Here is a 12,841-nt window from a genome sequence, read left to right as displayed (position 1 = left end):
ATGCTCCTTGGAAGAAGAGAAGACATCTTCAGGCCGTTCAGGGAACTCCAGAGGGAGATCGACAGGCTCTTCGATGACTTCTTCAGGACGGAGGTCAGACCCGCTAAGGAGTTCTTTGCACCAGACATGGATGTGTACGAAACAGACGATGAAGTAGTGATAGAAGTAGAAATCCCAGGCATAGACAGAAAAGACGTCAAAATAACGGTTGAAGAGAACATTTTGAAGATCTCTGGTGAAAAGAAACTCGAAAGAGAACAGAAAGGCAAAAACTATTACTACGTTGAAAGAAGCGCTGGAAAATTCGAAAGGGCAATCAGACTCCCAGACTACGTTGACGTAGAAAAGATCAAAGCAGAGTACAAGAACGGTGTTCTCACGATAAGGGTACCAAAGAAAGAAGAAAGGAAGAAGAAAGTGATCGAGGTGGAAGTTCAAGAGTAAGGGGAGCGAACGCTCCCCTTTTTATTTTTTTAGAACTCCACGATATAAACGAAGTCCCCGGTGTTGAGCATCGCTGCGTTCGCTTCATCTGTGTCCACGTGGAATTCCAGTGCGAAGTCTTCCCTCACTCTTATGAGAACATCATCGAAGATCAGTTTTCTGTCTCCGCTTTCAACGATCACCTTCACAAGATCTTTGTCTTTAACTCCATAGTGTTCGGCATCCTTTGGGTGCATGTGTATGTGTCTTTTTGCTATGATGACTCCCTTCTCTTTAACCAGAATGCCGTTTGGACCTATGATGACTATTCCCGGTGTTCCCTCGAGATCTCCCGAGTCTCTAACAGGGGGTCTGAGTCCGAGTTTGAAGGCATCCGTTCTGGAGATCTCGACCTGTGTTTCTCTTCTGACAGGTCCCAGTACGCGAACGTTCTCTATCGCGCCTTTCGGTCCTACTATGGTCACTGTCTCTTTCGCTGCGTACTGACCGGGCTGTCTGAGATCTTTTATGGGGGTGAGTTCGTAGCCTTTGCCGAAGAGAATCTCCAGGTCCTCTTTTGAGAGATGGACATGCCTGTTGCTTACACCAACGATTATTCCAGGTTCTTTCTTTGTCACTGGTACACCTCCCTCACTTTATGCATTATTCCATCTTCTATCATGGCACACTTCTATTTCTTTTTGATTGAAAGTTAATTAAAAACGTATCTTATTCCAACCACGATTACTGCTGTAAAGACGATCCATCTCACCCAATTTGCACCTTTTTTGATGGAGAAAGTGGCAGCGAGCCACGCACCAGTCATATTCCCAAGAGCGAGAATGAAACCGTAGAGGAAGTTCACCTTTCCGTTCAGAATGAAGATCACAAGTGAGATTATATTGTAAGAAGCCACGATGAAGACTTTTACAGCGTTTGTTTTGACCAGTTCGTATCCAAGAAGAAGAGCGATCGCAGGCATGAGAAGAAAACCGACCCCCGCTTGAATGAACCCACCGTAGATACCGATCAGAAAAAAGACGATGTATATGAGAACCCAGTTTCTTTTGACGAATCTATCCTCAAGCCAGATTCTGGGTTTCCAGACAAGAGAAACGGCCATAACGAGGAAGATAACACCTACGATTTTCTGAAGCATCTCTTTTTCTATCTGAACCGCTATGGAGCTTCCCAGAATCGCTCCCACTATGGCCGGCAAAGCAACAAGAATCGCTTCTTTTATTTTCAAAACCTTCTTGGCTTTGAACCTTTCAATTGCCACAAGATTTTGAAGTATTATGGCGATCCTGTTTGTTCCGTTTGCAACATCTATTCCGAGTCCCAGAGCAGTTAAGATAGGAAGTGTGATCATTGAGCCACCACCTGCAAGAACATTTAAAAAGCCCGCGAGGATACCCCCAAGGAACACAAGAACGATCACCTCAGAACACCTCCAAAAAAGTTTTGAAAAATTTTACCACTCTGTTCTTTGCTTTTGTGTTAGTGTGAAATATATTTGTCTTAACATATTATATTTTATGCATACAAACCAGGTTAGTTCCAATCATTCACAAAGTAGGTGATGTGTGTATCTGGCACTGGAAGAACGATACAGAGTATGCAATTACCGGTAACGAAAAATTTCATGCAGGTTTGTGGTACCGGAAGCTATGCGTTAAAAAAGGAATAATGGATGATATTAAGAGACAATATGAAGAGAATTTGTGATAATCGATGACGTGTAAGTGCTTTGAATTCGAGAAATTAGTAGTTAACTTCTAACACACTGAGGAATACCTTCTTTCATCTATTTGTGAAACATGGAACTAATCGATTTTTACCAGAAACACCCCAAAATGCCCTGACGTAGGTTGATATAATTTATCTTCTGTTTTTTGCTTGTGTTCTTTTCTTGTTTGACTATGCAATTATTCCATTTTTCCAAACAGTACTTGAAGATGCTCTCTTGTGTGTTAGAATGGTTTATGGAAAGGGAGGATATGGAAGTTCAAAAAACATCTTGCTTTCAGAGTGTGTTTGTGGTATAATTTCTCTTGAACTCAACGGGTTTCAATAGTTCCTTAGAGGTATGGAAACCCATTGCTTTATTGTTTTGAAATATAGAGAGATCTAGTTTCAATAGTTCCTTAGAGGTATGGAAACACCTCTCAGAAAATTCGCAGACTGGTTCAAATCGCTCCGTTTCAATAGTTCCTTAGAGGTATGGAAACAAATTCTGACGATCATGAGTAGGTATATTGTAAATGGTTTCAATAGTTCCTTAGAGGTATGGAAACCGATGAGTCTGTCGAGGAGTTTGTGCTGTTCTTCTGGTTTCAATAGTTCCTTAGAGGTATGGAAACACTATGTCTTACCTGTTTCTTTACCGTCGCTTTATGTTTCAATAGTTCCTTAGAGGTATGGAAACAGAGTAAGTGACTGGTATGACACTTTTGCTATATTTATGTTTCAATAGTTCCTTAGAGGTATGGAAACTGACCGCATCCTTTACAGCACTGGTTCCTGCATCAGGGTTTCAATAGTTCCTTAGAGGTATGGAAACGTGGTTCTATGGAAGGACTTAGAGATGTAGTAAGAAGTTTCAATAGTTCCTTAGAGGTATGGAAACTCTGACAACCACAATCTGAATGATGTCCTACCATGGGTTTCAATAGTTCCTTAGAGGTATGGAAACTGTTTTCATAACGCTCGTACCCCCTTCAATCCGTGCCGCCGGTTTCAATAGTTCCTTAGAGGTATGGAAACAAATAGAACAAAAACGAAAGTGGATATATGTCTGGAGTTTCAATAGTTCCTTAGAGGTATGGAAACTGAGCGCATCCTTCACGGCGCTGATTCCTGCATCCGGGTTTCAATAGTTCCTTAGAGGTATGGAAACCTTCTGCAACGTAAAGAAACTCCTCTTCCTCGTCCTGTTTCAATAGTTCCTTAGAGGTATGGAAACTTTGCTGTTGCGATCCACACCAGGATGGCATGCCTTCTGGTTTCAATAGTTCCTTAGAGGTATGGAAACATATTCCCTTTGAGGTATCCCAATCCCAAGGTGGAGGGTTTCAATAGTTCCTTAGAGGTATGGAAACGGCTAACGGAAGGTATTTTGCTGGATCCCTGAGTAGTTTCAATACTTCCTTAGAGGTACGGAAACTTGTCTTGTATCGATGATCTCCGCTAAGCTCAACAAATTTCAATGCATCCTTTAAACAAAAGTGCCCGTGAGGGGCGCTTTTTTGTTTCAATGTATGGTAGTATTACATTCAAAGGGGGGATTTTTTCTGGAGATTTTGAAAGTCGTTGATCTGAAGAAACACTACGGTGACGTGAAGGCCGTGGACGGGATAAGTTTCACCGTGGAGCGTGGAACTGTTTTCTCCTTCCTTGGACCCAACGGTGCGGGAAAAACCACGACCGTTGAGATACTCGAAAGTCTCAGAAAGAAAGACTCCGGGGAGATCTACTATTTCGGTGAGAGAAAGGATGTCTTAGATAGAGAAACGAAGAGAAAAATTGGTGTGTGTCTCCAGAAAAGTGCCTTTTTTGAAAACCTCACCGTTTGGGAAACCCTCAAATTGTTCCGCGGGCTGTACGGAACGGGATTGGATCTCAAAGAAGTGATGGGATTGTTTTCTCTTGAAAACATAGAGAAAAAAATGGTGAAAACACTCTCTGGGGGCCAGCTTCAGAGACTCGCAGTGGCTGTGGCGTTCATCAACGATCCGGAGATTGTTTTCCTCGACGAACCAACGACAGGTCTTGACCCACAGGCGAGAAGGCAGATATGGGACACCATAGAACACTTCAAAAATCTTGGAAAGACCATCTTTCTCACCACCCATTACATGGAAGAGGCAGAGAGACTATCTGACCACGTCTGCATCATAGACCACGGGAAGATCATAGCAGAAGGGACTCCTTCCTCTCTCATAAGCTCTTCCGGGCTGAAAACCGTCGTCGAGTTTGACTGTGATCAGGACGTGAACGTGAGATACTTGGAGAAAAAAGAGAACCACTACGTTGTGGAAACTGATGCCCCAGAAGAACTCATAAAAGATCTCCTGAAAAATTGGAACGTTTCAAACATCGTGATAAGAAAACCGAATCTTGAAGATGTTTTCCTGAAGCTCACAGGCAGGGATCTCAGAGAATGAGGCATCTTGTTGTTTCCATTCTGAAAAACGATTACTTCAGAACTAAGAGCGTTCTTTTTTGGAATTTCCTTTTTCCAATACTCCTCTATCTCATTCTCGTATCCATCTTCGGAGATATGTCTTCTAACATGAACCTGAGGATAGGACTTGTGGGAGAGAGTAGTTTGGTAGAGAGTGTGTTCAGCCATCTCCCATCCGGTATCGAGATCATCAGAACACAGAACCCTGAAAGAGACCTCAAATACGGAAAGATCGATGTTTGTGTGATTCTACCGGAGAACTTCGACAATCTCTTCACAAAAGCTATCATCTTTTCCAAAACGAAGATCTCTGTTCCTGTGGAGATCACCATTCTCTACGCTCCGGAGAGGCAGGAATCCATTGTCCTTGCGAACGTTGTTTCTAACATACTCGAGTCGCTCGACCTTCAACTAAGAAAGGTAAAGGAGGTAGAAGTGGAGTACAGAAAAAAAGAAAGGCAGGCTATCAATTACTCTCACTACATTCTTCCTGCCGTTCTTCTTGTGGGTGTGATGTCCGTCGGCCTCTTCACTGTTCCGTATCAGCTCGCTCTCTACAGAGAGCAGGGAATTTTGAAAAGAATTCTTGCTTCTCCACTGAGAGGTCATCACTACTTTTTCTCCATAGTCGTCTGCGGACTTTTTGCCATGTCCATCACTTCCGCTTCTGTGACGCTCTTTGCACGTTTTGTGTACGGAGTAGAGTTCCCCATCAATGTATCCTTCTTAGGCGGTGTGCTTCTTTCCTTTCTTACGTTTCTGAGTGTGTCTCTGCTCATGGTGTCTCTGTTCAAAACCTTCTCCGCTTTGAGAGCAGCTTCGCAGGTGTTCAACCAGGTGTTCATGTTCCTCGGAGGTTTTTACTTCGATGTCTCCGGAATTCCTTGGCCGATCAAAGCGGTTGTTCTTGGAAATCCTGCAACCTACTTGGTGGATTATCTGAGGGGATCTTTCGGATACAGAACGATTTACTCGAATCACTTTTTAGTGCCGATCGTGTGGATAGTACTCTCTTTCGTTCTCTTTTTTTTTGAACTGGAGGAGGGTGATGATGGTTGAGTGAGTTTTTGGCTCTGTTCTCTGCTATGTGGAAAGAATCGTGGAGGGATAAAATTTCCACTTTTTTCAGCATTGCTTTTCCCGTCATGTTTCTTCTGATTTTTGGTTTTCTTTTTGGCGGTTCCGGCAATTCTGTGAAAACAGCAGTTGTGACCGTCGATTACGATCTTTCGGATTTTGGAGATGTTTACACCTCGCTCGAGGAGTTGAAGGGCTACTACCACGAAGTGGCGGTGGTGGAGAAAGAAAGAATCATCTTTATAAGAAACACAACGGACGAATACTATCAATCGCTTCTCGACTCCTGGGAGATCTCCCTCAAAAACAAGGTCACAAGGCTCCTCAACGGTCTGAATCCCGTCATCATGGTGAAAAAAGAAGTTCTGAAAGCCGCAAGAGAGCTCACATCTTTCGATTACACCCTCACGGGTGTGATCGCCGTATCTCTACTCTCGATCGGGCTCTTTGGAACCGTGGACGTGTTCTCCCGCTATCGTGAAAGAGGCTTTTTGAAGAGGCTCAAAGCAACTCCCGTTGGAAACTTTTCCTTTGTCTTTGGTCTCATCTCAGCGAGGATGTTCTACGGAATTTTGAGCACCGCTCTCATAATGCTGCTGGGAACTTTGATCTTTAAAGCAAGCTACGAACTGAACGTGTTCCTCTTTTTGATATCCGTCGTCAGTTCTGTTCTATCCTTCATCGTGCTTGGAGCTTTGATATCAATTCTGTTCAAGAAATCCGATGTGGCAACGAATGTTGCTGTGATTCTCTTCACCATTATGATGTTTCTAACAGGTGTTTATTTTCCGGTCTCGTTCCTCCCTGATTATCTGAGAGTTGTCTCACTCTTTCTTCCAGTGAAGTACGGTGTGGAACTCATCAGGTACTCATTGGGCTTTGAGATATTTCCGTTCAGCAGGTACCTTATCACCGCAGTGATCATGTTCTTAGCTGGTCTTATGTTTGTCTTTTACACCGCATCACTCGTTCTGAGAAAAGAGGACTAAAGGTTCCACCTGACGATCTCGGAGAGCTCTTTTCTCACCCTTTCTGAGCGTTCCAGCTCCCTGTGTTTCTCGGAAAGCTCACTTTCGTCTCCCAGGTATCCTACAGCGATCAAGGTTATCAGCACGTGATCTTCAGGGATTTTCAGGATCTCTTTGACCTTCACAGGATCGTAGCCTGCAACGGGATGAGCCACAAGGCCCATTTGTGTTGCTTGAACAAGAATGTTTCCCACGGCAAGCCCAGTGTCGAACAGGAAGTAATCTCTGTTATCTGGAAGTGCACAATCGAAGTCTTTTTTCGAATGAACCGCTATCAAAGCGGGTGCGTTCTTCATCCAGTAGTTTCCACCGGGAAGTGCTTCGTGTATCTTTTTGAGGAGTTCCTCTTCATCCACTACCACGAACCTCCACGGCTGGTTGTTCATGCACGAAGGAGCAAGATGAGCTGCTTTTATGAGAAGTTCTAACTCCTCTCTCGGTACTCTGTCTTTTTTCAACGCTCTCCTTGCCCTTCTCCACTCTATGTGTTTGTTCAGTGGAAGGTCTTCTTCTATCAGTCGATCTAAAGCTTCTCTCACTTCCTGAACATGTCCTTCGACCTTCACTCTTCTCCATTCTTTCCTCACAAAGCCCCATCTGTCTATCAAGAAGGTGGATCGAACTGTTTTTCCGTTTTCCAAAACGTTGAAAAACTCATGGAGAATTCCTTCTGGATCTGAAAGGAGAGTCACTTTGAGATCGTTCTTTTCTTTGAATCTCTTCAATGCTTCAACACTGTCTCTGGAGATCCCCACTACCTGGGCCTTCTCGAAGTTTTCCTTGGAGAATTCGACGGCTTCTCTCGTGCAGCCGCTCGTTCCTGCCTTAGGGAAAAAGAAGAGGATGGTGTACTTTCCGTAAAGATCAACGTGAGTAAAAGTTTTCCCTTCGTCTGTGAGGAGTTCAAAGTGCCTCACCCTCATGAAACTCACCTCCAACAAGTTGAAACTAATTCTCAATAATAATTGTACCACAAAAAACCCCCGCGTTGTGCGGGGGCTTGATCACCTTCTGATTGTCAGCGAATCGTAGAACTGTCTTCTGGGATACTCTATTTCTCTTCTTTCTTTGTTGAAAGCGGAAACCGGAACGAGATACCCTACGATTCTCATGTATTCATCTACTTTGGCTTTTCCGCAGGCCGGGCATCTCTCCCCGTAGAACGCGTGTCCATCCTCACACACGCTGATCTTCGTGTTGAACGCAAAGTACATTACACCCATGTCCGCGATCATTTTCACCATGTTGAAGGATTCTTCCTCCGTCTTGAAAGATTCTCCGAGGTTGATATGCAGAATCGCTCCTCCACTCACCTTTTTGTCCCATTTTCCGGAGTAGCGGATTCTGTTGAGAACATCCGTGTTCGCCATGAGAGGCACCCACTGGTTGGAGTAGATCTCGAACGGCTGTTTCTCACCGAAGAGAAATCTGTCTTTCTGAGCAAGAGTCACAGCCGCTTTCTCTGCGGGTACCTGTTCTATGTTGAAGGTGAAGCCGTACTCATGGTATCCCTTTTCCGCTTCTTCTCGGATGGTGTCCAAAACGTTGTCTACGAACACTTCTCCTTCTTCTGTGTACTTCAGACCGTCGATGTCTTCCGTGGTCAATCCCATGATCGAGGCGCTCTCCCAGACACCAGTGACACCGATGGTTCCGTACTGTCTGTTCAAAAGCATTAGACCGTTTTCGTAGAGAGGAAGAAGTCCTTCGGATATTCTCTCTTTTATGATCTCCCTGACTGCGGCGAGGGCTTTTTTGATGAGCTGAACGCGGTGCCTGAGAATCTGAAGATACTTTTCTCTGTCTCCGCCGCTTTCAAGAGCGATTCTTGGAAGGTTCATCGTGATCACTTTGAAGGATCCGATGTTCAGGTCCGATCCACCGATAGAGTTCATCCTTCCTTTCAGTTTTTCTTCTTCTTCGCTCGAGAGTGAGAACTTCTTCAGAGTTTGAGTAGACGATGTGAGCCTGCAGCAGGACGCCACAGCGTCTATTGAGTCGGAGATGTACCAGTTCGTGTCCTGCCACTTCATGTTGATTTTGTTTATGAAGCGAGCGCTGTCCTCGTCGAGGAACTTGCCGTCTCTATAGAGAAGGCTTGCTGTGAGTACAGGGAAAGTGAACATCTGGCGCTCTCTTTCCTTTGACACCCACTCCCAGTAGTGTTTCTGCAGAGCGATGATGTCTTCCACGTGGTCTGTGATCAAAGAACCATCTGGGTATCTTTCCCCTTCGAAAATCGCTTTTATGTAGTTTCTGTCGAGGTACGTGAAGTTCGTGTACGGAGACTGCGTTGTTCTGATGGGCTGGTTCAGCGAGTAGGTGAGTATCTGGAAATGCTGTTCTATGTACCAGTCGAGTTTGTCGCGAGGAATAATTCCTTCCTCGAGGTCTTTCTTGACGAAGTACCACATCCAGACGAAAAAGTCAGGAAGTCCAACCGCACCAGAGCTTTGGTTGGACGCGAACATCACGAACTGAATGACATGCTGAATGAATGTGGACAGGTGCTTTGCGGGCTCGGATTTTATGGTTTTTATGAACGGAAGCCCCTTCTCCACTATGGGCTGCAGGGTGTAGGCGAAACAGTAAGGCATGAGAGCTGCGTGGTGTCTGTCGTGAAGATAGACGGCACCGTTTATCTGCGCTTCAACAAACTCGTCTGCGACCTCTTTTCCGAACATCTCCTTCATCTTTTGCCAGATCCTGTACAGCGAGTAGAGGTACGTGTGCGGCTTAGATATCTCGATGAAGTAAGTACTGATGTTTGTGACCCTGACGTTCGCGTTTGCGTCGATCGTGGACTCGATGATTCCCCGTCTCACGAAGTCTTCTGTGAACTTTACCACATCGAGCTGGTCGCCGAGGCCGTCCATCTGGAACATCTCATAACCGTACTTGGAAAGAAGATCACTCATCAGTTCTTCAAATTCTCTTTCGAACGAATACTGAACCTTCATGGTGTTCCCTCCTCAACATTGCTTCTATCATTCTCTCAAAAGTTCTCCTGTCAATATGAATCTGGTTTTTAGAAGCTGGAAATCCATCTTGACGATAAGCGTGGAGGTACCTTCCCATGACAAACTCATCCACGTATTGAACGTACTTGAGAAGGTTCTCTTTTACGATGTCCTTCGGAAGCCTCCAGGTGAACAGCACTACCGTCAAGCGTTCTCCGTACTTTTCCTTGAACATCTTCGAAAGAGAAAGCGTCTCTTCTCTGTTGTACGGTGCGAGGGGTTCTCCCCCGAGAAAGACGAGGGTGACCTTTGGAAAGTATTTCAAAAGGCTTGAGAGTTTTTCATCGATGATCTTTGTCACAACCTCTGCGGGTCTTTTGTATTCTTCTGAAAGATGCCATGTTTCTGGATTGTGGCACATGTAGCACTTTGGTTTCGCATCGCACCCCTGGAAGTAAACCGACACCCCATAGAGATCTGGATGATCCCGGAAAGTTCCTATTCGGTTCACATACAAGGGAAGGACCCCCTTCCGGTGAGATCTGCTAAGATTTTACCACAATATATTGTGGTTTGTTTAGTTACATCTCAAAAAATTGTTGGTGGAGATTCTAAAAATATGGATCTGTTTGTTAATGTTTTTCACCACTTTTCGTAATGTATCCTTTCTGGTTTGAACCTGTCCACCTGGGCAGGTTGCTCTGCGGGGTATCCCACAGGAACAATGGCGAAAGGAACGACATGTTCGGGTATTCCAAGAAGCTCTCTGAAGGCTTTCACTCTTTCCTCTCTTGGATGAACTCCACACCACACGGCTCCAAGACCGAGTTCTGTCGCTCTCAGAAGAAGGTTCTCCACGGCGGCAGAGCAGTCTTGGACCCAGTAGCCTTTGCATTTTTCAAGTGTGGGATCTCCACAGACAAGGATTACAACGGGCGCCTCTGCAGACATTTGTGCATGAGGGTGGATCTCCGCGATTTTCTTTTTTGTTTCTTCGTTTCTGATAACAACGAAATGCCACGGTTGTTGATTGCACGCAGAAGGAGCGTGCATGGCGGCACGGATGATCTCTTTCACCAGCTCGTCCGGAACATCCTTTTTCTGATACTTTCTGATACTCCTTCTCCTGTAGATGATGCTCATCTGGTTCACCCCCCGTATAATTTTAAGTATGAGACTGACAGAACTCTACAGAAAGTTACTGGAAATACACGGATCGGTTGGGAAATGGTGGCCCGGAACACCTGAGGAAATCGCAATAACTGCCATCCTCACCCAGAACACGAACTGGAAGAACGTTGAACGTGTCATGGAAAACATCAAAAACGCAGTCAAAGGAAACAACCTGCTGAAAGAACTGGATTCTCTTCCCGAGGAGAAAGTAGCAGAGCTCATAAGACCAGCGGGGTTCTTCAACATCAAAACAAAGCGCCTCAAGGCACTGTTGAAATTTCTCAAAGAATACAACTACAATCTATCTCGTCTGAGAGATCTTCCAACACATATTTTACGAGAAAGACTCCTCAAAATAAAAGGCATCGGCAAAGAAACCGCCGATGCCATTCTGCTCTACGCCTTGGAAAAACCGATTTTCGTCGTTGACAGCTACACAAGAAGACTTTTGAAGAGAATCTTCAACATCGAACTGAACGACTACGACGAAGTGCAAAGGCTTTTCATGACTCACTATCCAGAGGATGTTCGTCTTTACCAGGAGTTTCACGGGCTTATCGTGGAACACGCGAAAAAATTTTGCAGCAAAACTCCGAAGTGCGGTGTCTGCCCTTTAAAGAAAGAGTGCTGCCATGTATCACAGATGAATGGGTTTTCCTGAGACCCCTTCAAGAGCCCCGAGGATGGTTTCTGTCAGCGTTGGATGCGGGTGAATGGCTTTCTCCAGATCTTCCGCTTTCATTCTGAACTTCACGGCTATGACACCTTCCATGATCATATCGGTAGCCGATGGTGAAACGATGCTCATGCCGAGAACTGTTCTATCCTTCTTGTCCGCTATGACCTTGGCAAACCCTATGTTTTCAAGCATCGTTCTTGCCCTTCCGTTTGCAGAAACCGGGAACTTGGAGATCACAACTTCTTCGGGGTTCACGTCTTTTTCTCTCACACCGACAGATGCCACTTCCGGAGAGGAGAAGATGATACTCGGAACGGCCGAGTAATCCATTTCTTCCTCTTCTCCCGCGATGTTCTTTGCAGCGACTATTCCCTCGTACATGGCCACATGAGCGAGCATGATTCCACTTCTGATATCTCCTATCGCGTAAACGTTTTCCACGTTCGTTCTCATCCTGCTATCAGTGACGACTCCTTTTTCTATCTTCACTCCGAGAGCCTTCACGTCCTCCGGTATGTTGGGCTTTCTTCCTGCGGCGAGCAGGACCTTTTCTGCCTTCAGGGTTTCTCCATTTTCGAGTGCGACTTCAAAGCCGTCATCGACTTTGCTCAGGGAGGAAACTTTTGTTTTTTCCAGGATCTTAACACCTTTCCTTTTGAGGGCCTTTTTCACTTCTTCTGCCACATCCGAATCTTCGTAAGGGAGGATGTGTTCTGCGATCTCCACGATCGTCACATCCACACCGAAAGAACCGAAGAACGTTGCGAATTCAACACCTATGACACCACCGCCTATTATCACAAGCGACTTTGGAAATTCTTTCAAATTGAACACGTCATCACTCGTCCAGACTCCGTCGATATCGAAGGGAGAAAAAACGGAGGGAACGGATCCGTGTGCGAGGACAAGATTCTTTGCTTCCAGTTTCTCTCCCGTTTCTTGGACGACAACCGTGTTCTTGTTTTCCACGACGGCCGTTCCTTTGAAGACTTCAACTCCGTTCTTGTTCAACAGATACTCTATTCCCTTTCTTGACATCATCACACTCTTTTGAACGTGTTTCATTATGGTATCAACGTCGTATTCGACTCCTGAGACTTTCAAGCCGTACTTTGAAGCTTTCTCTTTCATTTCATCCATGAGATGAGAGACTGTGAGCATCGCCTTCGTTGGAATGCATCCCCTGTTGGTACAGGTTCCCCCGAGGGCATCTTTTTCGACAAGTGCGACCTTCTTTCCAAGCTGTACAAGTTTTATGGCGCAGACGTAACCTCCGGGTCCTCCTCCTATGATTACCGCATCGTACATCCTCTTT

Annotated in this window: 12 protein-coding genes and 1 CRISPR repeat array; of the genes, 5 read left to right on the top strand and 7 right to left on the bottom strand. The window is 45.2% G+C overall.

Annotation, left to right across the window (positions count from 1 at the left end; genetic code table 11):
• Nucleotides 1-444, top strand: a complete 444-nt coding sequence (locus tag MC24_RS00230) for an Hsp20/alpha crystallin family protein (protein WP_004083188.1) — start codon at nt 1-3, stop codon at nt 442-444.
• A 29-nt stretch (nt 445-473) separates the two neighbouring features.
• Here the strand turns inward: MC24_RS00230 and MC24_RS00225 are convergent, their stop codons facing one another.
• Nucleotides 474-1,061 (bottom strand): phosphate propanoyltransferase, encoded by a 588-nt coding sequence (locus MC24_RS00225; RefSeq protein ID WP_008193527.1) that lies wholly within the window; start codon nt 1,059-1,061, stop codon nt 474-476.
• A gap of 74 nt (nt 1,062-1,135) precedes the next feature.
• Nucleotides 1,136-1,864 carry a sulfite exporter TauE/SafE family protein gene (locus tag MC24_RS00220; protein WP_038051465.1) on the bottom strand — a complete coding sequence of 243 codons (729 nt, stop codon included), beginning with the start codon at nt 1,862-1,864 and terminating at the stop codon, nt 1,136-1,138.
• Nucleotides 1,865-2,490: 626 nt separating this feature from the next.
• Nucleotides 2,491-3,589: a CRISPR direct-repeat array (repeat unit 30 nt; unit sequence GTTTCAATAGTTCCTTAGAGGTATGGAAAC).
• 94 nt (nt 3,590-3,683) lie between these two features.
• Here MC24_RS00220 and MC24_RS00215 point away from each other — a divergent pair.
• The 3 genes from MC24_RS00215 to MC24_RS00205 are packed head-to-tail and all read left to right on the top strand — an operon-like array spanning nt 3,684 to nt 6,675.
• The gene (locus tag MC24_RS00215) at nt 3,684-4,589 is read left to right on the top strand and encodes an ABC transporter ATP-binding protein (RefSeq protein WP_011943166.1); all 906 of its coding nucleotides are present in this window, start codon (nt 3,684-3,686) and stop codon (nt 4,587-4,589) included.
• A complete protein-coding gene (locus MC24_RS00210; RefSeq protein WP_235280263.1) occupies nt 4,586-5,668 on the top strand; it encodes an ABC transporter permease in 1,083 nt (360 codons plus the stop codon). The genes MC24_RS00215 and MC24_RS00210 overlap by 4 nt, the downstream gene beginning before the upstream one ends.
• A complete protein-coding gene (locus MC24_RS00205; protein ID WP_038051462.1) occupies nt 5,665-6,675 on the top strand; it encodes an ABC transporter permease in 1,011 nt (336 codons plus the stop codon). The genes MC24_RS00210 and MC24_RS00205 overlap by 4 nt, the downstream gene beginning before the upstream one ends.
• Here the strand turns inward: MC24_RS00205 and MC24_RS00200 are convergent.
• The 4 genes from MC24_RS00200 to MC24_RS00185 form a co-directional block, all read right to left on the bottom strand.
• The gene (locus MC24_RS00200) at nt 6,672-7,637 is read right to left on the bottom strand and encodes a nitroreductase family protein (protein ID WP_038051460.1); all 966 of its coding nucleotides are present in this window, start codon (nt 7,635-7,637) and stop codon (nt 6,672-6,674) included. The two genes, MC24_RS00205 and MC24_RS00200, sit on opposite strands and share 4 nt — an antisense overlap.
• Before the next feature lie 81 nt (nt 7,638-7,718).
• Nucleotides 7,719-9,674: an anaerobic ribonucleoside-triphosphate reductase gene (locus MC24_RS00195; RefSeq protein ID WP_011943163.1), complete on the bottom strand. Its 1,956-nt coding sequence runs from the start codon at nt 9,672-9,674 to the stop codon at nt 7,719-7,721.
• On the bottom strand, nt 9,640-10,185 hold the full coding sequence (gene nrdG, locus MC24_RS00190; RefSeq protein WP_235280267.1) for an anaerobic ribonucleoside-triphosphate reductase activating protein: 546 nt from the start codon (nt 10,183-10,185) through the stop codon (nt 9,640-9,642). The genes MC24_RS00195 and nrdG overlap by 35 nt, the downstream gene beginning before the upstream one ends.
• Before the next feature lie 131 nt (nt 10,186-10,316).
• Nucleotides 10,317-10,817, bottom strand: a complete 501-nt coding sequence (locus MC24_RS00185) for a nitroreductase family protein (RefSeq protein WP_011943161.1) — start codon at nt 10,815-10,817, stop codon at nt 10,317-10,319.
• 28 nt (nt 10,818-10,845) lie between these two features.
• On the opposite strand from MC24_RS00185, the gene MC24_RS00180 reads away from it, so the two are divergent.
• Complete coding sequence (locus tag MC24_RS00180; protein WP_011943160.1) at nt 10,846-11,508, top strand: endonuclease III domain-containing protein; 663 nt, start codon at nt 10,846-10,848, stop codon at nt 11,506-11,508.
• Here the strand turns inward: MC24_RS00180 and lpdA are convergent.
• The gene (gene lpdA, locus MC24_RS00175) at nt 11,485-12,834 is read right to left on the bottom strand and encodes a dihydrolipoyl dehydrogenase (protein ID WP_011943159.1); all 1,350 of its coding nucleotides are present in this window, start codon (nt 12,832-12,834) and stop codon (nt 11,485-11,487) included. The two genes, MC24_RS00180 and lpdA, sit on opposite strands and share 24 nt — an antisense overlap.
• Nucleotides 12,835-12,841 lie beyond the last annotated feature (7 nt).

The organism is Thermotoga sp. Mc24, from assembly GCF_000784835.1.
Lineage (GTDB): Bacteria > Thermotogota > Thermotogae > Thermotogales > Thermotogaceae > Thermotoga.
The sequence above is the reverse complement of the archived record's forward strand: the minus strand, read 5'-3'. Positions and strand labels throughout refer to the sequence as shown.